General features: G+C 63.9%; 29 protein-coding genes. 3 read left to right on the forward strand and 26 right to left on the reverse strand.

The features are described 5' to 3' along the window. Positions 1 to 32 precede the first annotated feature (32 nt). Both CAL13_RS20585 and CAL13_RS20590 read right to left on the reverse strand, forming a co-directional pair. Positions 33 to 2,123, reverse strand: coding sequence for a cytochrome c biogenesis protein ResB (locus tag CAL13_RS20585; RefSeq protein ID WP_420042405.1), 2,091 nt, complete (start codon positions 2,121 to 2,123; stop codon positions 33 to 35). Positions 2,124 to 2,205: 82 nt separating this feature from the next. After that, the gene (locus CAL13_RS20590; protein WP_198297875.1) at positions 2,206 to 2,907 is read right to left on the reverse strand and encodes a c-type cytochrome; all 702 of its coding nucleotides are present in this window, start codon (positions 2,905 to 2,907) and stop codon (positions 2,206 to 2,208) included. 211 nt (positions 2,908 to 3,118) lie between these two features. On the opposite strand from CAL13_RS20590, the gene yihA reads away from it, so the two are divergent. Both yihA and hemB read left to right on the forward strand, forming a co-directional pair. Then, positions 3,119 to 3,742 (forward strand): ribosome biogenesis GTP-binding protein YihA/YsxC, encoded by a 624-nt coding sequence (yihA, locus tag CAL13_RS20595; protein WP_086059050.1) that lies wholly within the window; start codon positions 3,119 to 3,121, stop codon positions 3,740 to 3,742. Beyond that, positions 3,739 to 4,749: a porphobilinogen synthase gene (gene hemB, locus CAL13_RS20600; protein ID WP_086073403.1), complete on the forward strand. Its 1,011-nt coding sequence runs from the start codon at positions 3,739 to 3,741 to the stop codon at positions 4,747 to 4,749. The genes yihA and hemB overlap by 4 nt, the downstream gene beginning before the upstream one ends. A gap of 170 nt (positions 4,750 to 4,919) precedes the next feature. Here the strand turns inward: hemB and dsbD are convergent, their stop codons facing one another. The 21 genes from dsbD to CAL13_RS20705 all read right to left on the reverse strand — a co-directional run bounded on the left by dsbD (position 4,920) and on the right by CAL13_RS20705 (position 17,859). Further along, entirely contained in the window at positions 4,920 to 7,031 is a 2,112-nt protein-coding gene (gene dsbD / locus CAL13_RS20605; protein ID WP_420042406.1) for a protein-disulfide reductase DsbD, read from the reverse strand. A gap of 78 nt (positions 7,032 to 7,109) precedes the next feature. Further along, the gene (cutA, locus tag CAL13_RS20610; RefSeq protein ID WP_086073405.1) at positions 7,110 to 7,454 is read right to left on the reverse strand and encodes a divalent-cation tolerance protein CutA; all 345 of its coding nucleotides are present in this window, start codon (positions 7,452 to 7,454) and stop codon (positions 7,110 to 7,112) included. A 212-nt stretch (positions 7,455 to 7,666) separates the two neighbouring features. Beyond that, positions 7,667 to 8,062 carry a 50S ribosomal protein L17 gene (gene rplQ, locus CAL13_RS20615; RefSeq protein WP_086059056.1) on the reverse strand — a complete coding sequence of 132 codons (396 nt, stop codon included), beginning with the start codon at positions 8,060 to 8,062 and terminating at the stop codon, positions 7,667 to 7,669. 138 nt (positions 8,063 to 8,200) lie between these two features. After that, a complete protein-coding gene (locus CAL13_RS20620) occupies positions 8,201 to 9,187 on the reverse strand; it encodes a DNA-directed RNA polymerase subunit alpha (protein WP_086059057.1) in 987 nt (328 codons plus the stop codon). 233 nt (positions 9,188 to 9,420) lie between these two features. Next, positions 9,421 to 10,044: a 30S ribosomal protein S4 gene (rpsD, locus tag CAL13_RS20625; protein ID WP_086059058.1), complete on the reverse strand. Its 624-nt coding sequence runs from the start codon at positions 10,042 to 10,044 to the stop codon at positions 9,421 to 9,423. A gap of 11 nt (positions 10,045 to 10,055) precedes the next feature. Then, on the reverse strand, positions 10,056 to 10,457 hold the full coding sequence (gene rpsK / locus CAL13_RS20630; protein WP_086059059.1) for a 30S ribosomal protein S11: 402 nt from the start codon (positions 10,455 to 10,457) through the stop codon (positions 10,056 to 10,058). Between the two features lie 15 nt (positions 10,458 to 10,472). After that, the gene (gene rpsM / locus CAL13_RS20635; RefSeq protein WP_057654208.1) at positions 10,473 to 10,838 is read right to left on the reverse strand and encodes a 30S ribosomal protein S13; all 366 of its coding nucleotides are present in this window, start codon (positions 10,836 to 10,838) and stop codon (positions 10,473 to 10,475) included. Between the two features lie 41 nt (positions 10,839 to 10,879). After that, positions 10,880 to 10,993 carry a 50S ribosomal protein L36 gene (gene rpmJ / locus CAL13_RS20640; RefSeq protein ID WP_066357345.1) on the reverse strand — a complete coding sequence of 38 codons (114 nt, stop codon included), beginning with the start codon at positions 10,991 to 10,993 and terminating at the stop codon, positions 10,880 to 10,882. A 33-nt stretch (positions 10,994 to 11,026) separates the two neighbouring features. Beyond that, positions 11,027 to 11,245 carry a translation initiation factor IF-1 gene (gene infA / locus CAL13_RS20645; protein ID WP_086059060.1) on the reverse strand — a complete coding sequence of 73 codons (219 nt, stop codon included), beginning with the start codon at positions 11,243 to 11,245 and terminating at the stop codon, positions 11,027 to 11,029. A gap of 9 nt (positions 11,246 to 11,254) precedes the next feature. Next, positions 11,255 to 12,586 (reverse strand): preprotein translocase subunit SecY, encoded by a 1,332-nt coding sequence (gene secY / locus CAL13_RS20650; RefSeq protein ID WP_086059061.1) that lies wholly within the window; start codon positions 12,584 to 12,586, stop codon positions 11,255 to 11,257. Positions 12,587 to 12,599: 13 nt separating this feature from the next. Then, positions 12,600 to 13,040, reverse strand: coding sequence for a 50S ribosomal protein L15 (gene rplO / locus CAL13_RS20655; RefSeq protein WP_086059062.1), 441 nt, complete (start codon positions 13,038 to 13,040; stop codon positions 12,600 to 12,602). Positions 13,041 to 13,049: 9 nt separating this feature from the next. After that, the gene (gene rpmD / locus CAL13_RS20660; RefSeq protein ID WP_086059063.1) at positions 13,050 to 13,235 is read right to left on the reverse strand and encodes a 50S ribosomal protein L30; all 186 of its coding nucleotides are present in this window, start codon (positions 13,233 to 13,235) and stop codon (positions 13,050 to 13,052) included. Between the two features lie 3 nt (positions 13,236 to 13,238). Next, complete coding sequence (gene rpsE, locus CAL13_RS20665) at positions 13,239 to 13,760, reverse strand: 30S ribosomal protein S5 (protein WP_066357354.1); 522 nt, start codon at positions 13,758 to 13,760, stop codon at positions 13,239 to 13,241. Positions 13,761 to 13,775: 15 nt separating this feature from the next. Beyond that, positions 13,776 to 14,141: a 50S ribosomal protein L18 gene (gene rplR, locus CAL13_RS20670; RefSeq protein ID WP_086059064.1), complete on the reverse strand. Its 366-nt coding sequence runs from the start codon at positions 14,139 to 14,141 to the stop codon at positions 13,776 to 13,778. A gap of 21 nt (positions 14,142 to 14,162) precedes the next feature. Then, the gene (rplF, locus tag CAL13_RS20675; RefSeq protein ID WP_086059065.1) at positions 14,163 to 14,696 is read right to left on the reverse strand and encodes a 50S ribosomal protein L6; all 534 of its coding nucleotides are present in this window, start codon (positions 14,694 to 14,696) and stop codon (positions 14,163 to 14,165) included. A gap of 10 nt (positions 14,697 to 14,706) precedes the next feature. After that, a complete protein-coding gene (gene rpsH, locus CAL13_RS20680; RefSeq protein ID WP_086059066.1) occupies positions 14,707 to 15,102 on the reverse strand; it encodes a 30S ribosomal protein S8 in 396 nt (131 codons plus the stop codon). A gap of 10 nt (positions 15,103 to 15,112) precedes the next feature. After that, positions 15,113 to 15,418 carry a 30S ribosomal protein S14 gene (gene rpsN, locus CAL13_RS20685; RefSeq protein WP_086059067.1) on the reverse strand — a complete coding sequence of 102 codons (306 nt, stop codon included), beginning with the start codon at positions 15,416 to 15,418 and terminating at the stop codon, positions 15,113 to 15,115. 11 nt (positions 15,419 to 15,429) lie between these two features. Then, on the reverse strand, positions 15,430 to 15,969 hold the full coding sequence (gene rplE / locus CAL13_RS20690; RefSeq protein ID WP_086059068.1) for a 50S ribosomal protein L5: 540 nt from the start codon (positions 15,967 to 15,969) through the stop codon (positions 15,430 to 15,432). 12 nt (positions 15,970 to 15,981) lie between these two features. Beyond that, positions 15,982 to 16,302 carry a 50S ribosomal protein L24 gene (rplX, locus tag CAL13_RS20695; protein WP_086059069.1) on the reverse strand — a complete coding sequence of 107 codons (321 nt, stop codon included), beginning with the start codon at positions 16,300 to 16,302 and terminating at the stop codon, positions 15,982 to 15,984. Between the two features lie 10 nt (positions 16,303 to 16,312). Further along, positions 16,313 to 16,690 (reverse strand): 50S ribosomal protein L14, encoded by a 378-nt coding sequence (gene rplN / locus CAL13_RS20700; RefSeq protein ID WP_086059070.1) that lies wholly within the window; start codon positions 16,688 to 16,690, stop codon positions 16,313 to 16,315. A gap of 413 nt (positions 16,691 to 17,103) precedes the next feature. Continuing rightward, positions 17,104 to 17,859 (reverse strand): aspartyl/asparaginyl beta-hydroxylase domain-containing protein, encoded by a 756-nt coding sequence (locus CAL13_RS20705; RefSeq protein WP_198297876.1) that lies wholly within the window; start codon positions 17,857 to 17,859, stop codon positions 17,104 to 17,106. Positions 17,860 to 18,108: 249 nt separating this feature from the next. On the opposite strand from CAL13_RS20705, the gene CAL13_RS20710 reads away from it, so the two are divergent. Continuing rightward, a complete protein-coding gene (locus CAL13_RS20710) occupies positions 18,109 to 19,536 on the forward strand; it encodes an NAD-dependent succinate-semialdehyde dehydrogenase (protein WP_086073406.1) in 1,428 nt (475 codons plus the stop codon). A gap of 120 nt (positions 19,537 to 19,656) precedes the next feature. Here the strand turns inward: CAL13_RS20710 and CAL13_RS20715 are convergent, their stop codons facing one another. The 3 genes from CAL13_RS20715 to rpmC all read right to left on the reverse strand — a co-directional run bounded on the left by CAL13_RS20715 (position 19,657) and on the right by rpmC (position 22,106). After that, complete coding sequence (locus CAL13_RS20715) at positions 19,657 to 20,655, reverse strand: hypothetical protein (protein WP_157664908.1); 999 nt, start codon at positions 20,653 to 20,655, stop codon at positions 19,657 to 19,659. A gap of 975 nt (positions 20,656 to 21,630) precedes the next feature. After that, positions 21,631 to 21,912: a 30S ribosomal protein S17 gene (rpsQ, locus tag CAL13_RS20725; RefSeq protein WP_066641788.1), complete on the reverse strand. Its 282-nt coding sequence runs from the start codon at positions 21,910 to 21,912 to the stop codon at positions 21,631 to 21,633. 2 nt (positions 21,913 to 21,914) lie between these two features. Next, a complete protein-coding gene (rpmC, locus tag CAL13_RS20730; protein ID WP_086059075.1) occupies positions 21,915 to 22,106 on the reverse strand; it encodes a 50S ribosomal protein L29 in 192 nt (63 codons plus the stop codon). Between the last annotated feature and the right edge of the window lie 6 nt (positions 22,107 to 22,112).

Below are 22,112 nucleotides of genomic sequence, written 5' to 3' on the forward strand. Positions count from 1 at the left end.
GGTGGAGAGTGCGGGGTTGGACATAAGCTACCTCACTGCTTCAGGCGCATCAGCGCCGTTTTGAACCGGTCGAATTCACGATGGAAATCGAGTGTACGACGCTGGGATGTCATGGCCGCGTGCACGGCGCTGCCGGCGCCATCGCGGCCCGGAGCAATCCATACCCACACGCGCCGGTCGCGAATGAAGAACATGCTGAACACCCCGAGAACCAGCAACAGACAGCCTACGTAGACCACGCGCTTGCCCGGAGTACGGCTGACCTGGAACACGCTGGCCTGCACTTGCTTGAAATCGGAAAGCGTAAAGAACACGGGTGCAGGATAGAGCAATAGATCGGAAAGCGCGGCCACCGCCACGCGCGACCACATCGCTGCGCGCTCCGCGCCCTCGCCTTCGGCGGGCAGGGGCGGCAATCCGGCCTGTTCCCTTTCCATGGTGCGCAGCTCTCCCACGGTGGCGCCGATCAGGCGCACGACGACGTCGGCCGCGCGTTCCAGTTCGGCTGCCGGCGCGTTGCTCTGCAGGAAAGCGGCCACTGCTTGCAGGCCGCCCTCCGAAAACGTCTGCAAGGCGCGTTCCGCCGCCGTCTGCAGGGGCTGCCGGTCGCTGCCCTGCGGCGCGTTCTTTTCGGCGAAGCGGCGCGCGGCCTCCAGCCGTGCCTGTGGATCGGCCAGCAGCGCGCGCACGCGCATGAACTCGGCAACGGAGTTTTCGTCGTCCGCCGGCAAGCGCAGATAGCGGTAGTTTTCGCCGGCGTTGTTGCGCACGCCCGCCAGAAAGACCGGGAAGCCATCCAATTGCACCGGCAGCATGTAGTTGCGGAATTCGTGCGCCTGGCCGCTGGCATCGACCAGGCGGTACTCCACGCTGGGGCCCACGTTGCGCAGGTGCTCGTTCTTCTTGCCGGCGGCGCTGCCGGCCACCGCTGCGACGTTCTGGGCGAAATCGCGCGGCGCCTTGGGTGCGCCGCCCGAAAGATCCTCGACGTTGATGGGGCGCAGCGCCGTGACGTCCACGCGCAGATCGCGCAGCTGCGGCGGCGCCTCCTTGCCCGGCTCCGCGGCTTTGCCCACCGTGCCGCGCAGCTCGAAAGGCTGGACATCGGTGCCGCGCAAAGCGTAGCCGCGCAGCGTCACGGCGCTGCCGCCGTCCTCGAAACTGGACTGGTATACCGTCACGCCCTTGTAGCGCAGCGGCTCGTTCACCTCGATGGTCTTGTCGAAGGTTTCGCCGGTCTCGGGATCGCGGACCTCCACCTCGCTGGCGAAGCGGCTCGGCATGCCGGTGGAGTAGTAATCGACGATGAATTTCTTCAGGGTCAGCGTGAACGGAATCGGCTGCACCAGCGCGCCGTCGCCCACCATCACTACGGCATTGGCGGCGCGTCCGCCTTCCGGAACCATCATGCTGGAGCGGAAACTGGGATTATTGATGGACAGCCTGCCGCTGGGCGGGACATCGCTGATCAGCATGTTCTCCACGATAGGCGTCTTGCCGCCCAGCCACACCTGCAGGCGCACAAGAAGTTCGCTATCGAGCAGTCCGCCAATGCAGATGACGATCAGGGCGGTATGGGCGAAGACGTAGCCCAGGCGGTTTGCGCTGCCCTTCTTGGCCGCCAGCAGCACGCCGTCGCCGTCCTGGCGTTCCTTCAACGAATAGCCCAGGCCGCGCAACAGCTGGCGCACGCGACCGAGCGCCTCCGCCGGCGCGGCCTGAGTGTCGAAATCGACGCGATGCGGAAAGGCCCGAAGACTGGACACGCGCACGTATTCGCGGAAGGAAACGGCGTCGCGCAGCATCTTCGGCGTGTTCCGCGTCAGGCACACCCCGGTCGATACGACCAGGAAGGCCATGATCAGCAGGAACCACCAACTGTTGTAGACATGCCAGAGGGAGAACTTGTCGAATACCGCATACCAGAACGGACCGAACTGGTCGATGTAGGCCGACGATGCCTGGTTCTGCACCAGCACCGTTCCGACGATGCTGGCCACGCAAATGAACATCAGCAGGCTGACGGCGAACCGCATGGACCCGAGCAGTTCCAGCACCGCAGCCGGCAAGGTGCGCAGGGAGTCCGGGCGCGAAGAAGAGGGATAGGAAGGATCAGGATGCATGGGAAAAGGGGATCGCCTGTTGACCGGGCGATCCCCTTGCTACAGACAATGCGTCCCTGCGATGGTTCGGGACGATTGAAGATTACCGCAGACCGGCCGCGTAGTCCGAGACCGCCTTGATCTGCTCGGCGGTCATGCGGCTGGCGATGGTCTGCATGGGTTCGCTATTGCCGCGGCTGCCGTCCTGGAACAACTTGAGCTGTTCTTCGATGTAAGCAGGAAACTGGCCCGACAGGCGCGGATACTGCGCGGGGACGCCCGCGCCGTTGGCCGAGTGGCAGCTCGCGCATGCGGGCACGTTGCGCTCCGGCAGGCCGGCGCGCCAGATTTTCTGGCCCAGGTCCACAAGCGATTTCTGCCCAGCCGTGGCAGGTTCCTTCAAGGACTGCGCCGACAGATACAGCGCGACGTTTTGCATGTCCTGCGGCGTCAACGCCTGCGCGATGGCGGTCATGGGGCTGGGATTGCCGCCGGGGCCGTTGCGAAGCGGCGTTTTCGCGCCCTGCTTTTGCTGGAAATCGGCGAGCTGTTTCGCCAGGTATTCGTGGGGCTGGGCGGCCAGGTTGGGGTTGGCCGGGATGGTGCTATTGCCGCCGGCGCCGTGACAGCTGACACAGGCAATGATGCCGCGGGAGGGATCGCCGTTGGTGAAGAGCTGCTCGCCCTTGGCTGCGTCCGGCTTGGCCGGGGTCGCCGAAGCATCGGCCGCGATACTTGGAAAAACGGCGGTCATGCCAGACAGCAATCCGCCCACTACCAACATCCGGGACAGCACACGCTTCATGAAAACCTCGACGTTCGCAGCATCGATTCACGGCGCTGTTCCCGCGCCGCTTATGATTTGCCTATGTTTTCCATTCGCCTGCCCAGACCTGCCGGTGTACCCCGATATCTGTGATGCGACGCGGCGTGTTCCACCGGAGGGGGCTGACGCCCACCCTTGCAAACGCCGGATTATACAATAGGGTCCAGACCCCTCATCCCGCTTCCTTCCCGTGTCCCTGCTCCATCGCGCCTCCTTCTTCGTTTCGGCAGCCCGCCTCGACCAGCTGCCCGCCCCGGGCGCGCCCGAGGTCTGCTTCGTCGGCCGCTCCAATTCCGGCAAGTCCACCGCCATCAACGTGCTGACCAATCAGCGCCGTCTGGCGTTTTCGAGCAAGACGCCGGGACGCACTCGGCTGATCAATCTTTTCGGACTGCCTGACCCCTACGACCCCGATCATCCCCTTGGCTTCCTGGTGGACCTGCCGGGCTACGGCTACGCCGCCATCAGCCAGGACGAAAGAGAGAAGTGGGCCGATCTGCTGGGCGGCTACCTGGCCACGCGTGCCTCGCTGGCCGGCGTGGTGCTGTTGATCGACATCCGGCGCGGCGTCACCGACCTGGACCGCCGGCTCGCCGACTTCATCGCGCCCACCGGACGGCCAGTGCTTGCGCTGCTGACCAAGGCCGACAAGCTGCCTTACGGCCAGCGGGTTCGTGCCGTCTTCGCCGTCAAAAAGGAACTGGCCGATATCGGCGCCCTGCACGCGCTGCCGTTTTCGGCGCCTGACCGCATCGGCCTGGAAGAGGCCGCGGAACATATCGAAAACTGGATATCCCCCAAGGTAGTGCCATGAACCCTTACATCGTATCGGCCGCATTCCCGGCCTCCCGCCCGCGCCGGTTGCGGCGCGACGACTTCACGCGCCGCCTTGTGCGCGAGAACGTGCTGACGCCCAACGACTTGATCTATCCGGTGTTCGTCGCCGAAGGCAAGGGCCTGCAGCAAGCCGTACCTTCCCTGCCGGGCGTTGTGCGCTATTCGCTGGATACGCTGCTGCCGGTGGCGGAAACCTGTGTCGAGCTTGGCATCCCGGTGTTGGCGCTGTTCCCTGTCATCGACGGGTCGCTGAAGACGCCGGACGGTATCGAGGCGACCAATCCCGAAGGCCTGATTCCCCGCGTCGTGGCGGAGCTGAAAAAGCGCTTCCCGCAGCTGGGCGTGCTGACCGACGTCGCGCTGGATCCTTACACCAGCCACGGTCAGGACGGCGTCATCGACGACGAAGGCTACGTGCTGAACGAGCCAACGGTGGAAATCCTGATCAGGCAGGCGTTGGTGCAGGCGCACGCCGGCGTGGATATCGTCGCGCCCAGCGACATGATGGACGGACGTATCGGCGCCATCCGTCAGGCGCTGGAAAACGCGCAACACATCCATACCCGCATCATGGCGTATTCGGCCAAGTACGCGAGCGCTTTCTACGGCCCGTTCCGCGATGCCGTCGGTTCGGCGTCGAACCTGGGCAAGTCCAACAAGGCCGCCTACCAGATGGATCCGGGCAATATCGACGAAGCGCTGCGCGAAGTCGCCGCGGACCTGAGCGAAGGCGCGGACATGGTCATGGTCAAGCCCGGCATGCCGTACCTGGACGTGCTGCGCCGAGTGAAGGACGCGTTCCGCGTGCCGACCTTCGCCTACCAGGTCAGCGGCGAGTACGCCATGCTGAAAGCCGCGGCAGCCAATGGCTGGCTGGACCACGACAAGGTGATGATGGAATCGCTGCTTGGTTTCAAGCGCGCCGGCGCGGATGGCATCCTGACGTATTTCGCGATCGAAGCCGCCCGGCTGATGAGGGGGTAGCCCACCCCCGAAGCGCTGGCGCGCTTCCCCTCAAGGGGGCGGCGCTGGCGGACCGGCGGAGCCGGATCCGCGGCGTCCCCGATCCTGGGGCACCTGTTTTCATGGGCGGTGGTGGGTCCATCCCCGAAGCGCTGGCGCTTCACTGGCAAGGGGTGACGCCCGTTGGTTGGTCAGCGTGACGCCTGGGGCGTGGCGACGCGGTCCAGGGATTCGGCGAAGCGGCGGGCCTCCTGGAAGCCGATAACGCGCACGTCGCGCCGTTCGCGTCCCTGCGCGTCGAAGAAGATGATGCCGGGCGGGCCGAAAAGACGGAAGCGCTTCAGCAGGGCGCGGTCATCGGCATTGTTGGCCGTGACGTCGGCGCGCAGCAGCAACATGCCGGACATGCGGGCGGCGACAGCGGGGTCGGTGAAGGTGAATTGCTCCATCTCGCGGCAGGAGACGCACCAGTCGGCATAGAAGTCCAGCATCGCCGGGCGCCCTGCCGAGGCGACGGCGGCGTCCAGTTCCGCCAGAGAGCGGACCGGTGTGAACGTCAATGCGGCAGGCGCGATGGGCGTAGCGCTGAACGACCCGGCGCCCGGTTTTCCAGCATTTTCGCTTCCGGCGGTTCCGGCATTCGTCCAGCCGCGATCGGCCGCCGCCAGCTGCGATAGCGGGCGCAGGACATCGCGGCCGCCGCTCGCGGCGCCGACCAGAAGCACCACCGCGATCAGCGCCAGGAGTAAGCCGGCGCCCTTGGCGAACATGCGCGCGGTGCCGCCGACCGTTGGCAAGGGTTCGAACGCGCGCAGCATGACCGCGGCCACCAAAGCCAGCAGCGCCCATCCGACCATCTGCACCCAGACGGGCAGCAACGGAATCAGCATCCACCACGCCGTACCCAACAGCAACATGCCGAACAGGCGCTTGACCCCGTCCATCCATGGTCCCGCCTTGGGCAGCAGGCTGCCCGCCGAAGCGCCGACGATCAACAGCGGCACGCCCATGCCCCACGCCATCGCGAACAAAGCTGCGCCGCCAAGGACGACGTCGCCGGTCTGCGAGATGTACAGCAACGCGCCCGCCAACGGCGCCGCCACGCACGGACCGACGATCAGCGCCGAGACCGCGCCCATGACGAATGCGCCGGTGGCCCTGCCGCCGGGGACGCGCGACACCCGATCGGACAGACGGGTCTGGAGGGCGGCTGGGACCTGGAGCGTGAAGACGTCGAACATCGCCAGCGCCAGGACGCCCAACAAAGCGGCGAACAGCGCGAGTACCCAGGGCGTCTGCAGCCACGCCGCCAGACCGACACCGCTCAGGCCCGCCGCAACGCCGAGCCCGGTGTAGACGAGCGACATACCGAGCACATAGGCCGCGGCAAGCGCCAGCCCTCGGCTGCGCGTCACGGACCGCTCCCGCCCATGCCCTTGCCCGGCGCCGACGATCAGAGACGAAAGGATGGGAATCATCGGCAACACGCATGGCGTCAACGACAACAGCACGCCGAGCAGCAGGAAGACGCCGGCGGTCTTCAGCCATCCCATGCCTGCGATGGCGTCGGCCAGGCCAATATCATCGGTGCGGACAAGCGCGCCGATTCCCCCGGCCGCCGGCCGGTCTTGTGTGGCCACGCTGGACGGATCGCCGCTCGACGGCGCCAGCGCAGGCGTCGGCGCATTGGGCGCCGCGCCATCCGCGCCCTGAGAGGAACTCGACCCGGCGGCGCCGGCCGGCTGGCCGCCTGTCAGCCCCGCTATACCCGCCGGCGCGGCGGAGAAAGCCGCGCCGGCGGTGGGGTCCGGGTAATCCGTTGGAGAGAAATCGGCAGTCCCCGTGCCGGTGATCCGCAGGCCGTTCGCGGACGGCTGCAGGGATACGGTATGGGTCATCGGCGGATAACAGACGCCTTTGTCGGCGCAGCCCTGCCCGGTGACCTTCAACGTGAAGGGCCCGCCGCCGGGCTGCACCGGTACGCGTATCGATACGGGACCGTGATAGACCTCCATGTTTTTGTCGAACGTGGGGTCGTACTTCACCTCGCCGGCAGGGAAGATGGGCTGGCCCAGCGTGGCCGCGCCGGCGGGCGCTACCGCGAAAGCAAAGCGCTCGCGGTACATGTAGTAGCCCCTGGCCACCTTGTAGACGACGCGGATGGCGTCGGGCCCGTCGACCGAGGCGGAAAACGGAAATGCCTGTTCGGGCGCGAGGAAGTCATCTTCCGCCCGCGCGCCTGAGATGCCGGCGAACAGGCAAAGGCAAAAGAGCGCCAGGGTGCGAGCCGCCTGAATCCACACGCGGCAAGCAGCGCTATCGGGCGGGCACCGGTGTCGCGGCCATGCAAGGGGCGCAAAGGCAAACGGCATGTTCGCCTCTTATTGCGAGGTTTCGCGCGGCGCCGTCTGCGCGCGCACCCAATCCCGGTACGGTGCCGCGCTGGCGGTCACCGGAACGGCAATGATCTCGGGCACCTCGTAGGGGTGCATGCGCGTGATCGCCCGCATCAATGTATCCAGCCTTGCCTGGGTGGTCTTGAACCACATGGGAACCTCCTCCGCGCCTTCGACCTGACCCTTCCAGGTATAGATCGACAGCATCGGCGCGCCGAGGTTCACGCACGCGGCCAGTCCTTCTTCCACGACCACGTGCGCGATGCGCTTGGCCAGCAGCAGATCCGGCGCATTACTGATGACCAGCACCATATCGTCGTCGTTCGGCATGACCGCTTTCTCCTTGCCATCCCGGGCGCCGCCGGTGCGGCGCCCGCTTCAGGGCATTTTAGTCCGGTGAAACAGACGCCGCGGGTTGGTGCGAAATGTCCCGGCCTGCGGGCGAACGCGCCATTGCAGGCGCGGCCCGGCCATGCAGTCCCGGCATACGCCGAAAAAAAAGCGAGCCATAAGGCTCGCTCTTTTTTGCCTGGGGCGACCGCTTATTCGGCGGAACCTTCAGCTTGCGTTTCCGACACTTCCGGACGGTCAACCAGCTCCATGAAAGCCATGGGAGCGTTGTCGCCCTGACGGAAACCCATCTTCAGCACACGGGTGTAGCCGCCGTTGCGAGCCGCATAGCGCGGACCGAGTTCGGCGAACAGCTTGACCACGGCGTCGCGATCGCGCAGACGGGCAAACGCCAGCCGCTTGTTCGCGAGCGTGGGCTCCTTGCCCAGCGTGATCAGGGGTTCAATAACGCGGCGCAGTTCTTTCGCCTTGGGCAGCGTGGTCTTGATCGCTTCGTGAGTGATCAGCGAAACGGCCATGTTGCGGAACATGGCGAGACGGTGGCTGCTGGTGCGGTTGAGCTTGCGCAAACCATTACCGTGACGCATGACAATTTCCTTATGAATCTAAAGACGGCCTTGCGGCTGCCAGGTTATCCGGATCTTCTATCGGCATGCGACCATGCCGCGGCCCGGTGGCGGGAAAGGGATCCGCATTCGCGGACCCCGCAAAAACAACCCGAACGATCAGGGACGCTCGAGGCCCATCGGGGGCCAGTTCTCCAGCTTCATGCCGAGCGTCAGGCCGCGTGCGGCCAGCACTTCCTTGATTTCGTTCAAGGACTTGCGGCCCAGGTTCGGCGTCTTCAGCAGTTCGTTTTCGGTACGCTGGATCAGGTCGCCAATGTAGTAGATGTTTTCGGCCTTCAGGCAGTTGGCCGAACGCACCGTCAGCTCCAGATCGTCGACCGGACGCAGCAGCACCGGATCGATCTGGGGCGTACCGCGCACCGGCGCCTCGTAGGCGTCGCCCGCGCCTTCCAGGGCGGCGAAGACGGAGATCTGGTCCATCAGGATGCGCGCGGCCTGGCGCACCGCTTCCTCGGGCGAAATCACGCCGTTGGTCTCGATGTCCAGCACCAGCTTGTCCAGGTCGGTACGCTGTTCCACGCGCGCGCTTTCCACCGCGTAGCTGACGCGGCGCACGGGGCTATAGGAAGCGTCCAGGACGATGCGGCCGATGGTGTGCGTACGGTCTTCCGACAGCGCGCGCACATTGCCCGGCACATAGCCGCGGCCCTTCTCGACCTTGACCTGCATCTCGATCTTGCCGGCTTCGGTCAGGTTGCACAGCACGTGACCCGGATTGACGATTTCGACGTCGTGCGGCAGCTCGATGTCGCTGGCCAGTACCGGACCTTCGCCCTGCTTGCGCAGAACCAGCGTGACTTCGTCGCGATTGTGCAGCTTGAAGACGACGCCCTTCAGGTTCAGCAGGATGTCCACGACGTCTTCACGCACGCCGGGGATGGTGGAGTACTCGTGCACAACGCCGGTCATCTGGACTTCCGTCGGCGCGTAGCCGGTCATGGAAGACAGCAGGATGCGGCGCAGGGCGTTACCCAGCGTATGGCCGTAACCGCGCTCGAAGGGCTCCATGACGATCTTGGCATGGTGCGTCCCGACGGGCTCGACTTCGATGGAGCGCGGCTTCAGAAAACCTTGAGTGGACATTGACTTGTTTCCTTTTCAATACCCTCGGCTCGTTACACCGATAAGGCTGATGGAAGTGAGTGTGTATGGGAGCATCGGCCGGGACATGTCCCGGAAAAAGCGCCCCTTTCAAAAACCCGCAGACCCGCAACACCCCGAAGGGGCATTTGCGGGTCGAAACGCGAGTAATACAGCGAGACGAACGTGGGTGTTGCGTATCGCGCAGGCAGCGCCGCACCGGGCGGCGCCACGCATCAGCGCGAATACAGTTCCACGACCATCGATTCGTTGATGTCGCGCGCGACGTCGGCGCGATCCGGGGCCTGCTTGAAGACACCGGTCATCTTGTTGGTGTCAACTTCGACCCACTGGGGCAGACCGATGCTGGTGGCCAGATCCAGGGATTCGCGGATGCGAGCCTGCTTCTTCGCCTTTTCACGCACGGAGATCACATCACCGGCTTTCACCAGGATCGACGCGATATCGGCGGTGCGGCCGTTCAGCTCGATCGCGCGGTGGCTGACCAGCTGGCGCGCTTCGGCGCGCGTCGAGCCGAAGCCCATACGGTACACCACGTTGTCCAGGCGCGATTCCAGCAGCTGGATCAACTTTTCACCCGTGTTGCCACGGACGCGGTCGGCTTCCTGGAAGTACTTGCGGAACTGCTTTTCCAGAACGCCGTACATGCGCTTGAGCTTCTGCTTTTCACGCAGCTGCTGACCGTAGTCGGACGTACGAGCGCCGGACGTGCGGCCGTGCTGGCCGGGCTTGGAGTCCAGCTTGCACTTGGAGTCCAGCGAACGGCGGGCGCTCTTCAGGAACAGGTCGGTGCCCTCGCGCCGCGAGAGCTTGCATTTGGGTCCAATGTAACGTGCCACGAGGATTCCCCTTAAATACGACGACGCTTGGGCGGCCGGCAGCCGTTATGCGGAATGGGCGTGATATCGGCAATGCTCGAGATCTTGATGCCCAGCGCATTCAACGCGCGAACCGACGACTCACGGCCGGGGCCGGGTCCCTTGATGCGCACTTCCAAGGTCTTGATGCCGTATTCCAGCGCGACGCGCCCGGCCGTTTCGGCGGCAACCTGAGCCGCGAACGGCGTCGACTTGCGCGAGCCCTTGAAGCCTGCACCGCCCGAGGTCGCCCAGGACAAGGCATTGCCCTGGCGATCGGTGATGGTGATGATGGTGTTGTTGAAGGACGCGTGGACGTGCGCAATGCCGTCCGAAACGTTCTTCTTGACCTTTTTGCGTACGCGGGAGGCGCCGCTGGTGGAAGCTTTCGCCATAATCCTGTTCCTCGATTATTTCTTCAGGGACGCCGCAGCACGACGCGGACCCTTGCGGGTGCGGGCGTTGGTGCGGGTGCGCTGGCCGCGCACGGGCAAACCGCGCTTATGACGCATGCCACGGTAGGTGCCCAGGTCGATCAGACGCTTGATCGACAGCTGGACTTCGCGACGCAGGTCGCCTTCGACGGTGAACACACCAACGTGCTCGCGGATGCGCTCCAGCTCGGCGTCGGTGAGATCCTTGACCTTTTTGGTAACGGGCACATTAGCAGCTTCGCAGATCTTGCGGGCGCGCGTACGACCAATGCCAAAAATGGCGGTCAGGCCGATCTCGGCGTGCTGATGCGGCGGAATGTTGATGCCAGCAATACGGGCCATGACTGTTCCTTGAATAAATCTATTGCGTGGTGGCCGAGTGCTCAGCCCTGACGCTGCTTGTGCCGCGGGTCGGTGCAGATGACACGCACCACGCCGTGGCGTTTGATGATTTTGCAGTTGCGGCAGATCCGCTTAACCGATGCCAATACTTTCATGGGTGACTCCCTGTTATTCCGTAAACCGCCCGCTTACTTCGCGCGGAACACGATCCTGGCTCGCGTCAGGTCATAGGGCGTGAGCTCCACTATGACCTTGTCGCCCGGCAGGATCCGGATGTAATGCATGCGCATCTTGCCGGAAATATGGCCCAACACCACGTGGCCGTTTTCGAGCTTGACGCGAAAGGTCGCGTTGGGCAGGTTCTCCAGAACCTCGCCTTGCATCTGGATGACGTCGTCCTTTGCCATTCTCTTCGCTTAACGCATCGGCAGGTTCGAGTTCGAGCCCTTGAAGTTGGCCTTCTTGAGCAAGGATTCGTACTGGTGGGACATCATGTAGGCCTGAACCTGCGCCATGAAGTCCATCGTTACCACGACGATAATCAACAGCGACGTACCGCCGAAGTAGAACGGCACGTTCCAACGCATAACCAGGAATTCCGGGAACAGGCACACCAGCGTGATGTACAGCGCTCCCGCCAGCGTCAGGCGCATCAATATCTTGTCGATATAGCGCGCGGTCTGCTCGCCGGGGCGGATGCCGGGAACGAAGGCACCGCTCTTCTTCAGGTTGTCTGCAGTTTCGCGGCTGTTGAACACCAGTGCCGTATAGAAAAAGCAGAAGAAAATGATGGCGGCCGAATACAGCGTGATGTACAGCGGCTGGCGCGGCGACAGGGCAGCGGCCAGGTCACCCAGCCAGCGCATATGTTCGCTGCTGGAGAACCAGCTGGTGATCGTCGCCGGGAACAGGATGATCGACGAAGCGAAGATGGGCGGAATCACCCCGGCCATGTTCAGCTTCAGCGGCAGATGCGAGCTCTGGCCGCCGTAGATCTTGTTCCCCACCTGGCGCTTGGCATAGTTGACGGTGATCTTGCGCTGTCCGCGTTCCACGAACACCACGAAAGCCGTCACCACGATCACGAGCGCCACGATGAACAGGGCCGACAGCACCGACATCGAGTTCGTCCGGACCAGATCCAGCAAACCGGCCAACGCATTGGGCAAGCCCGCCACGATCCCGGCGAAGATCAGGATGGAGATACCGTTACCCAGGCCCCGCTCGGTGATCTGTTCCCCCAGCCACATGATGAACATGGTGCCGGTGAGCAGCGTGACCACCGTGGTGAAGCGGAACAACATGCCCGGATCCGTCACCAGACCCGGCTGGGACTCCAGCGCCACCGAAATACCCACCGCCTGCACCAGCGCCAGCACGACAGTGCCATAGCGGGTGTATTGGGTGATCTTGCGGCGGCCGGCCTCGCCTTCCTTCTTCAGCGCTTCCAGCGATGGCACGACCACCGACATCAGCTGCATGATGATGGACGCCGAGATGTACGGCATGATCCCCAGGGCGAAGATCGAAAAACGCGACAGCGCCCCGCCGGAGAACATGTTGAACAGGCCCAGGATCCCGCCCTGATTCTGCCGGAACAGATCAGCCAGGGCGTCCGGGTTGATGCCCGGAACCGGGATGTGGGTGCCCAGGCGGTACACCACCAGGGCGAGCACGAGGAACACGAAACGACGCTTCAGATCGCCGTACCGCGCTCCGCTCTTGCCCAGTGCCTGTGCGTTAGCCACTGTTCACCTCACCTCAAGCGAGCGAGCCGCCCGCGGCTTCGATGGCGGCGCGAGCGCCGGCCGTCGCGGTGATGCCCTTGAGCACGACCTTGCGCGACAGTTCACCAGACTTGATGACCTTGGCGTAACGAACCTGCTGACCGACCACGCCGGCCTGCTTCAGGACCTGAACGTCGATTTCGTCGACGGGGACTTTCTGCAGGTCGGACAGGCGCACTTCGGCGTACAGGTGCTGACCCAGCGGGGTAAAGCCGCGCTTGGGCAGACGGCGCTGCAGCGGCATCTGGCCGCCTTCGAAACCGACCTTGTGGAAGCCGCCCGAACGCGATTTCTGACCCTTGTGACCACGACCGGCGGTCTTGCCCAGGCCCGAGCCGATGCCGCGGCCGACACGGCGCTTGGCATGCTTGGCGCCCTCGGCGGGCTTCAGCGTGTTGAGTTGAATTTGCGACATCGCGATTCCTTAGACTTCCGTGACGGTGACCAGGTAATCCACTTTCCGGATCATCCCGCGCACCTCGGGCGTATCCTGCAGAACGCGCGAGCTATTGATACGGCGCAGGCCCAGGCCGCGAACGGTGTCGCGATGGGATTGCTTGGTACCGATAACCGAGCGCACCAGGGTGACTTTGATCTGCTTCTGAGCCATGATTTACCCCAGGATCTCTTCGACGGTCTTGCCGCGCTTGGCCGCAACTTCCGAAGGCGTCATGGAGGCGCGCAGGCCGTTCAGCGTGGCGCGGACCATGTTGTACGGGTTGCTGGAGCCCAGGCTCTTCGCGACCACATTACGCACGCCCATCACTTCGAAGATGGCGCGCATCGGGCCGCCGGCGATCACGCCGGTCCCTTCGGGGGCCGGAGAGATCAGCACGGTGGAAGCGCCATGCTTGCCGACCACGGTGTGGTACAGCGTGCCGTTCTTCAGGGCAACCTTGAACAAACCGCGGCGGGCCTGTTCCATCGCTTTCTGGACCGAGACCGGCACTTCGCGCGCCTTGCCCTTGCCCATGCCGATGCGGCCGTCGCCGTCGCCAACCACGGTCAGCGCCGCGAAGCTCATCGTGCGACCGCCCTTGACCACTTTGCTGACGCGGTTGACCGCGATCATCTTTTCGCGCAGGCCGTCGTCGTTCTCTTTTTCCACGGCGCCTTTGCCTTGTGGTTTAGCCATTTGACTGATCCTCGCTTAGAACTTGAGGCCGGCTTCACGCGCGGCATCGGCCAGCGCCTTCACGCGGCCATGGTAACGGAAGCCCGAGCGATCGAAGGCAACCAGTTCGATACCGGCGGCCTTGGCTTTCTCGGCAACGCGCTTGCCCACCAGTTCCGCGGCGGCCTTGTTGCCGCCACGGCCGGACTGGCTGGCCAGTTGGTTGCGCACTTCGGGTTCCACCGTGGAAGCGCTGACCAGCACGCGGTCGCCTTCCGGCGAAATGATGTTCGCGTAGATGTGCAGGTTCGAGCGGAAGATCGACAGGCGATGAACGCCCAGTTCCGTAATCTTCCGGCGGGTCGGAACCGCACGACGCAAACGGGATGTTTTCTTGTCCATGATTCGTCCTTGCGTCCGCCGTTACTTCTTCTTGGTTTCCTTGATGACGACACGCTCGTCCGCGTAGCGCACGCCTTTGCCCTTGTAGGGCTCGGGCTTGCGGTAAGCGCGGATTTCAGCCGCCTCTTGCCCCACGACCTGCTTGTTCGCGCCGCGGATGATGATTTCCGTCTGGGTCGGGCATTCCGCCTTGATCCCAGGGCGCAGCTTGTGATTCAGGTCGTGCGAGAAACCGAGTTGCAGTTTGATGACGTCGCCTTGCACCTGAGCGCGGTAACCCACGCCCACCAGGTTCAGCTTGCGCTCGAAACCCTTGCTGACGCCGGTCACCATATTGGCGACCAGCGCGCGCACCGTACCCGACATGGCGTTGGCGTGACGGGTATCGTTGGCGGCGGCGAAGGTCAGCTCGCCGTTGTCCAGCTTGACCGCGACGTCGCCGGTCAGCGGCTGCGTCAGCGAGCCCAGCGGACCCTCGACAGTGATCTGATCTTGCAGCAACGTCACTTTGACGTTGTTCGGCACCTTGACCGGATATTTGGCTATACGTGACATTTGAATCTCCTTAGGCCACGTAGCACAGGACTTCGCCGCCCACGCCGGTAGCGCGAGCCTTGCGGTCGGTCATGACGCCGCGCGAGGTCGACACGATGGCCACGCCCAGGCCGTTCATCACCTGGGGAATGGTGGCACGGCCCTTGTAGATGCGCAGGCCGGGGCGCGAGACGCGCTCGATGCGCTCGATGACCGGACGACCAGCGTAGTACTTCAGGGCGATCTCGAGCTCAGGCTTGGCCTGGGTGCCCTTGATCTCGAAACCCTCGATGTAGCCCTCGTCCTTCAGCACGGCGGCGATGGCGGCCTTCAGCTTCGAGGACGGCATGGTCACCGTGGCTTTGTCAACTTGCTGCGCATTGCGAATGCGGGTCAGCATATCGGCGATCGGATCGCTCATGCTCATATTCGTTCTCCTACCAGCTGGCCTTGGTGATGCCGGGGATTTCACCCTTCATCGCCATTTCGCGAAGTTTGTGGCGCGTCAGGCCGAACTTGCTGAACACGCCACGCGGACGACCCGTGACCGCGCAGCGGTTGCGCTGGCGGGTGGGGTTGGCGTTGCGCGGCAGCTGTTGCAGCTTGAGCCGAGCTTGGTAACGTTCTTCGTCGGTCTTCGACTGATCGTCGATGATCGCTTTCAGTGCGGCGCGCTTGGCGGCGAATTTGTCAACCAGCTTGGCGCGCTTGATATCGCGATTGATGAGTGAGAGTTTGGCCACGTCATCGTCCCTTAATTACGAAACGGGAAGCTGAACGCCGTCAACAGCGCCTTGGCTTCTTCGTCGGTCTTGGCAGTGGTGGTGATGCTGATGTTCAGCCCACGCAGCGCGTCGATCTTGTCGTACTCGATTTCGGGGAAGATGATCTGCTCTTTCACCCCGATGTTGTAGTTGCCGCGGCCATCGAACGCACGGCCGGACACACCACGGAAATCGCGCACGCGCGGGAAAGCCACCGACACCAGGCGATCCAGGAATTCGTACATCTTCACGCCACGCAGCGTGACCATGCAGCCGATCGGATAGTTTTCACGGATCTTGAAACCCGCGATAGCCTTGCGCGTCTTGGTGATCACGGGCTTCTGGCCGGCGATCTTCGTGAGATCGGACACGGCATGCTCGATGACCTTCTTGTCGGCCACGGCTTCCGAAACGCCCATGTTCAGCGTGATCTTGGTGATGCGCGGCACTTCCATCGGGCTCTTGTAGCCGAACTTGGCTTTCAGCTCGCCGACGATCTTGTCGCGATACAGGTCTTGCAAACGACTCATGTCCTTCGCTCCTTACGCCTTGGCGCCGACTTCGGCACCATTGGAACGGAAGACGCGCACCTTGCGGCCATCGACTTCCTTGACGCCGACGCGGTCGCCCTTGCCCGTGGCCGGGTTGAACAGCGCGACATTCGAAATATGAATCGGCATGGCCTTTTCGACGATGCCGCCGGGGTTGTTGGCCATGGGATTCGGCTTGGTGTGCTTCTTGACGACGTTTACGCCTTCAACGATCACATAGTCGGAATTCACGACCTGCAGCACCGTGCCGCGACGCTTCTTGTCGCGACCGGTCAGAACGATGACTTCGTCACCTTTGCGGATGTTGTTCATCGAGGGCTCCTTACAGCACTTCCGGCGCCAGCGACACGATCTTCATGAACTGCTCGGTACGCAGCTCGCGGGTCACGGGTCCGAAAATGCGGGTACCGATCGGTTCCAGCTTGGCGTTCAGCAGGACGGCGGCGTTGCCCTTGTCGCCGGGGAAACGGATGAGCGAACCATCCTTGCGGCGCACGCCGCTGGCGGTACGCACCACCACGGCGTTATAGATTTCGCCCTTTTTGACGCGGCCGCGGGGCGCGGCGTCCATGACGCTGACTTTGATGATGTCGCCGATGCCGGCATAACGGCGCTTGGAACCGCCGAGCACCTTGATGCAGCGCACTCGGCGCGCACCCGTGTTGTCGGCCACGTCCAGCGTGGTCTGCATTTGGATCATGATTTTTCCTGTTCCAACTTAACGAAAAGCGTTGTACCCGTGTCACCTGCCAGCCGCCGGTCGGCCTTTCAGCCGGCCGGTGACCGCAATGACGCTGGCGATACCGCCCTTTCCGTCAGTTTTGGTCCCGTATGGGTTAAAAAACCCCGGTTTGATCACCCCGGCTTCCCGACCGGACCCGGCCCCAGGCTTTCGACCATGCAGGCCACGGCACCCACGGATTGCACACACCAACTGCATTGCGCCCTGCTGTGTACGCCGCTACGCCGCCGCCCGGATCGGAATCGCCTGAACGCCTGGTCTGCTGATCTGAGACGCACCAGGGTTGGTATCCTGCGGATTTCCCCCGAAGACAAGAGATTCTTCGGGAAAGCTGGCCATTCTATCCCGTTTAAGCGGTGCGCGCAAGGGATTTATCGGCCGCCGTAGTAGTCCCTTTCCCAGTTGTCGTGATTGGCCTTGGAGCGGCGGATTTCCGAGGTCATCGGCGCCAGGGCGAGGATGAGGCGGTTCACCCAATTCATGGGCCAGCGGCAAGGGCGCTCGAAGTCGACGAACAGCACGGCGCGCAACCCGTCCGTATCGTTGTGCACCTGGTGGGGATACAGGTCGTCGAACACCACCACCTGGCCCTCTTTCCAGACGTAGCGCCGCCCGTCCACTTCGATCCAGCATCGTTCCTGCGGCGCAGGCACCACCAAAGCCAGATGCAGCCGGAGCACGCCATTGTAGGGACCGGTGTGCAGCGGTATCCGCTTGCCCGGTTCGAGAATGGAAAAGAAGGCCGTGCGCAGGCCCGGAATGCCCGCGATGGCACGCGCCGTCGCGGGGCAGCGGGCCAGATTGCGATCCGACCGCAGGCCATAGGCCATGAAGACGAAGGTCTTCCACTGCTTGTCGGTCGTGATCTTGGAGACTTCGGGGGACAGTTCATGAAAGGCCGGCAATTTTTCCCGGTCGCGCAGCACTTCCATCAATTCGGCCCGTATAGCCGGGGCTTGCGCCTCGAGCTGTGGGATCCAGGGAAACGCCGCGTTATCGAAGATGGGATGGTCGCCGACCAGGGACGCCCGCGCGATGGCGTTTCGCAGGACGTCCACGACACTGAAGAACAGTCGGGAGAAAAGGGTCAGGGAGCGCTTGAATGGGGCGTTCTGGAGTGGCTGCACAGTATTGGCGGTTCGTGGCGTAGCTGATGTGTCCGGCAAAACCCTTATATGGACGGGCCGGCACCTAGGGCCTGTTAACGCTAGAAGGTTCCGCCCCCGAAGGGGATAATACCGCGAGCCGCGCCGCGCGCATGGCGGGCCTGCGCCGCCCAGCGCATGCCGCTGCACGCCCTGTGCAATGGCGGGAGGAGTTTAGACTGGTGGCCACGTGGCAGCGGCCGCATCCATTTTTCCAACGAGGGACAAAGCATGTACGAACAGTTGGCGTTGTATATCGACGGCGAATTCCTGTCTGGCGACGGGCGCCGGACGCAGGACGTGACCAATCCGGCCACGCTGGAAGTGCTGGGTCAATTGCCCCATGCCACCGAGGCCGATCTGGACCGCGCGCTGCAGGCCGCCCAACGCGCCTTCGAATCCTGGCGCCGTACCTCGCCGATGGAGCGGTCGCGGATCCTGCGCAAGGTGGCCGAGCTGTCGCGCGAGCGCGCGCAGGAGATCGGACGCAACATGACGATGGACCAGGGCAAGCCTCTGGCCGAGGCCGTCCTCGAAGTGACCAGCTGCTCGGAGCACTGCGAGTGGCACGCCGAAGAATGCCGCCGCATCTACGGCCGCGTCATCCCGCCGCGCAACCCGGACGTGCGTCAGTTTGTCGTCCGTGAACCCATCGGCGTATGCGCCGCGTTCACGCCCTGGAACTTTCCCTACAACCAGGCCATCCGCAAGATCGCTGCGGCGCTGGGCGCCGGCTGCACCATCATCCTGAAGGGACCGGAAGACGCGCCCAGCGCCGTCATGGCCATTGCCCGCATGTTCCACGAAGCAGGACTGCCCCCCGGCTGCCTGAACATCGTGTGGGGCGAACCGGCCAAGGTCTCGGACTATCTGATCCGCTCGCCTATCGTGCGCAAGGTCTCCTTCACCGGCTCGGTGCCCGTGGGCAAGCACCTGGCGGCGCTGGCCGGCGCGCACATGAAGCGCGTGACCATGGAGCTGGGCGGCCACTCTCCGGTACTGGTGTTCGACGACGCGGACATCGACCGCGCAGCCGAAATGCTGGCCCGCTTCAAGATCCGCAACGCCGGACAGGTTTGCGTGTCGCCGACCCGCTTCTACGTGCAGAAAGGCGCCTACGACAAGTTCCTGTCGAAGTTCACCGACGTACTGAAGAACATCAAGGTGGGCGACGGTCTTGAGCCCGGCACGGAAATGGGTCCGCTGGCGCACGAGCGCCGCGTTCCGACGATGAGCCGCTTCGTGGAGGATGCCCGTGAAAAAGGCGGCAAGGTCGTGCTGGGCGGCGCGCCGCTGGAGCGCGCGGGCCACTTCTTCGCGCCGACTGTCGTCACGGACCTGCCCGAAGATTCCATGCTGATGACGGAAGAGCCGTTCGGCCCCATCGCGCCCGTGGTGCCGTTCACGGACATGGACGATGTCATCAAACGGGCAAACGCCCTGCCCTTCGGCCTGTCGTCCTATGTGTTCACCAACTCCCTGAAGACGGCGACCAAGGTTTCCAATGCCTTGGAAGCGGGCATGGTGAACATCAATCACTTCGGCAGCGCGCTGGCAGAAACGCCGTTCGGAGGCGTCAAGGACAGCGGCATCGGCAGCGAAGGCGGCACCGAAACCTTCGATGGCTACCTGGTGACCAAGTTCATCACGCACATCTGACGTTCCGGCCGCGCGCGGCCGCACAACGGTTCCAAAGAGAAAGGCCCGCGCCGCGGGCCTTTCTCTTTTGCCGATCTTGTGCTCAATTGCAGATCTTGTGCTCAATTGCCGATCCGGTGCTCAATCCGGCGCTGTAGCAGAACCGCCGGCAGCGGGATTCGGCGCCGCCGGTTCCAGCGGATACCGGCCTTCGATGAAGGCGTCCTGCCAATCCATATAACGCTTCAAGGCCGCGACTCCGCCGAGCGTGACCAGCGCTCCCATCGTCTCCGGATTGAGCTGCGCAACGGCGGACACAGGATCGGCCGGTGCGAGCAGGTTCGTATCGCCGAAGGGCAGCGACGTCAGCCACGGACGTGCGACGGGAAATATTTCCCGCACGACCCGCTGCGCCAGATACCCGATCGCGCCCCGTTCGCCCGCGCCAAGCTCCATCAGGCGTTGCGGCTCCACCCCGCCGTCCGGGCCTTTCCACGCGACGTGCTCGGGCAGCGGCAGACCCGCCAGCATGGCGATCACGGCTTGCACGATTGCGCAGCCCGGCCCCAGCGCCATCACCGGTCCCCACTCAGTCAGATAGTACTGCCCTGCCATCGGCGGACTATCCTGCGCCGGCACCGTCAAAACGCGCGCCTCGTCATCCCGCACGTAAGGCCGTGTGTACACGGCCAGCCCTTCTCGATAGCCCGCCGGCGGCACCACACGGACCGTCCACCTGTGCTGCGGATCCACACCCAGCCGGCACGTATGGCGCGCCAGGCGGATCAGCCGCCGAAAGGTCGGGGAGCGGTCCAGAATGGCCAGCTGTTCTTCCAAAGCCGCTTTGCCCTTCGCTTCGTGCCCGGCCCGAAACAGATCGAAGCCGGCAGGAACTGGAAAGATCGGATTGCCGACGGCCTCGATCGCGATATTCAGATAGGCCGCAATGGGCTGGTCGCCGCCATCGGGTACCGGGGCCTCATCGGCGGCGCAAAGTATCTGCATCGCATGCCAGACGGTCTCCGTTTCGGAGATGCGCCCGCTGCGGCGCCGTACCGCGCCATCGGCATCGATATAGGTTTCGCGGCGCATGCGCATGTCGTGCGGGACGATCCAGTCGCGCCCTCGCGGTGTCGTCATGGTCACCGGCACAGGGGTCCGATCATCATGGACTTCGGTTCGCGCTGCGCAGGCGCGGGGCAGGCCCGGACGCCAAGCGCCAAGCGGGGACGGGATGGCCTGCCCTCTGGCGGGGGGCGATGAAGGCACGCGTGAACTGGCCGGCTCGGACCGGAATCCGGCTGCCGAAGAAGCATCCGTATTCGCACTGGCCCCCGCGGCTCCAGGGAACGAAACAGGTAAGGTTGGCACCGGACGACCTCCGCCGAATAAAACGATATGCCCCGGCGGCGCGCCGCCGGACGGAATGCCGGCCCAGCGATCCCTGGCTGGGGCAACCAATTCATGGATACCGCAAACGCCGGCCAGGACCACGGGCGCCAGCGCGGGTATCAGTCGCGTTCAGATTTCGAGGGCGGTCCGTTCCGCACGAGATTGGCGGACTGCCACGCCAGGGATGCGGGGGACGCAAGAAGCAGCATTCCGGCGGTGTATAGCGCGTCGGTCCAATGGAAGACGGGGCGGGGCGGCTCCCCATTTTCGACAGACCGGACCGCGCGCATATGCGGATCGGCACCGGACCGCGACACGCCCGTCACGCTCGGGGGGCCTGCCGGCAGATCCGCCGCCGCGACAATTTCGTTGCGCCGCGTGGACGACCCGACGCATGGCCCCTGCGCCGGCGGCTGATAGTTCTCAAAGTGGTCGGCCAGCGCAGGACGAGGGCGTGCGCTCGAGCCGGGATCGCACCGGTCATGGAACCGTTCGCCAAGCGGCAGCTGCACGGGCCGACCCGCGGAATGGACTTGCGTCATGAACCCACCTTTCCTAAGGCTGTATAAGAATTTTCCTGAGTACAGGCGCCCGTCTATCGGTTCCACAACGCAAAAAAGCCAAGGGAGAGGCCCCTTGGCTTTTTTTCATACTGCCTTGCCGGCACTGCTGAACCGCGAGCGCGATCCGGCAGCGCCTGAGCGGTCGAAGTGACTCGACCGATCAGATCACGCGGGCAGCTTCGACCAGACGCACCACGCTCCAGGACTTGGAACGGGAGATCGGACGGCCTTCCGCGATTTCGACGGTGTCGCCTTCGTTGATCTGGTTCGTCTCGTCGTGCGCCTTGTACTTGTTGGAGCGCATGACGATCTTGCCGTAGATCGGGTGCTTGACGCGGCGTTCCACCAGGACGACAACGGTCTTGTCCATCTTGTTGCTGACGACCTTGCCGACCAGCGTACGCTTACGCTTGGCTTGTTGGGTGTTTTGCGTTTCGCTCATGATCATTTCCCTGCCTTCTCGGTCAGCACGGTACGTACGCGCGCAATGTCCTTGCGCACTTTGCCCAGCTGGCTGGTGTTGGCAAGTTGCTGCGTCGCCTTCTGCATGCGCAGGCCGAATTGGGCCCGCAGCAGGCTTTCGAGCTCTTTCTGCAGCTCTGCGGTGTCTTTCGAACGGAGTTCGCTGGCTTTCATTTAGGA

It is taken from the genome of Bordetella genomosp. 9 (assembly GCF_002119725.1).
Lineage (GTDB): Bacteria > Pseudomonadota > Gammaproteobacteria > Burkholderiales > Burkholderiaceae_B > Bordetella_C.

Coding starts and splice junctions, on each gene's coding strand:
- rplX (WP_086059069.1), bottom strand. CDS start 16,302: ATGAACAACATCCGCAAAGGTGACGAAGTCATCGTTCTGACCGGTCGC.
- rplR (WP_086059064.1), bottom strand. CDS start 14,141: ATGGACAAGAAAACATCCCGTTTGCGTCGTGCGGTTCCGACCCGCCGG.
- rplE (WP_086059068.1), bottom strand. CDS start 15,969: ATGAGTCGTTTGCAAGACCTGTATCGCGACAAGATCGTCGGCGAGCTG.
- CAL13_RS20590 (WP_198297875.1), bottom strand. CDS start 2,907: ATGAAGCGTGTGCTGTCCCGGATGTTGGTAGTGGGCGGATTGCTGTCT.
- CAL13_RS20620 (WP_086059057.1), bottom strand. CDS start 9,187: ATGTCCACTCAAGGTTTTCTGAAGCCGCGCTCCATCGAAGTCGAGCCC.
- infA (WP_086059060.1), bottom strand. CDS start 11,245: ATGGCAAAGGACGACGTCATCCAGATGCAAGGCGAGGTTCTGGAGAAC.
- CAL13_RS20715 (WP_157664908.1), bottom strand. CDS start 20,655: ATGACGACACCGCGAGGGCGCGACTGGATCGTCCCGCACGACATGCGC.
- rplN (WP_086059070.1), bottom strand. CDS start 16,690: ATGATCCAAATGCAGACCACGCTGGACGTGGCCGACAACACGGGTGCG.
- rplO (WP_086059062.1), bottom strand. CDS start 13,040: ATGTCGCAAATTCAACTCAACACGCTGAAGCCCGCCGAGGGCGCCAAG.
- rpsH (WP_086059066.1), bottom strand. CDS start 15,102: ATGAGCATGAGCGATCCGATCGCCGATATGCTGACCCGCATTCGCAAT.
- cutA (WP_086073405.1), bottom strand. CDS start 7,454: ATGCCGAACGACGACGATATGGTGCTGGTCATCAGTAATGCGCCGGAT.
- rpsE (WP_066357354.1), bottom strand. CDS start 13,760: ATGGCTAAACCACAAGGCAAAGGCGCCGTGGAAAAAGAGAACGACGAC.
- rplF (WP_086059065.1), bottom strand. CDS start 14,696: ATGTCACGTATAGCCAAATATCCGGTCAAGGTGCCGAACAACGTCAAA.
- rpmJ (WP_066357345.1), bottom strand. CDS start 10,993: ATGAAAGTATTGGCATCGGTTAAGCGGATCTGCCGCAACTGCAAAATC.
- rpsQ (WP_066641788.1), bottom strand. CDS start 21,912: ATGAGCGAAACGCAAAACACCCAACAAGCCAAGCGTAAGCGTACGCTG.
- CAL13_RS20585 (WP_420042405.1), bottom strand. CDS start 2,123: ATGCATCCTGATCCTTCCTATCCCTCTTCTTCGCGCCCGGACTCCCTG.
- hemB (WP_086073403.1), top strand. CDS start 3,739: ATGAACCCTTACATCGTATCGGCCGCATTCCCGGCCTCCCGCCCGCGC.
- rpmD (WP_086059063.1), bottom strand. CDS start 13,235: ATGGCTCAGAAGCAGATCAAAGTCACCCTGGTGCGCTCGGTTATCGGT.
- CAL13_RS20710 (WP_086073406.1), top strand. CDS start 18,109: ATGTACGAACAGTTGGCGTTGTATATCGACGGCGAATTCCTGTCTGGC.
- rpsM (WP_057654208.1), bottom strand. CDS start 10,838: ATGGCCCGTATTGCTGGCATCAACATTCCGCCGCATCAGCACGCCGAG.
- rpsK (WP_086059059.1), bottom strand. CDS start 10,457: ATGGCGAAAGCTTCCACCAGCGGCGCCTCCCGCGTACGCAAAAAGGTC.
- rplQ (WP_086059056.1), bottom strand. CDS start 8,062: ATGCGTCACGGTAATGGTTTGCGCAAGCTCAACCGCACCAGCAGCCAC.
- rpmC (WP_086059075.1), bottom strand. CDS start 22,106: ATGAAAGCCAGCGAACTCCGTTCGAAAGACACCGCAGAGCTGCAGAAA.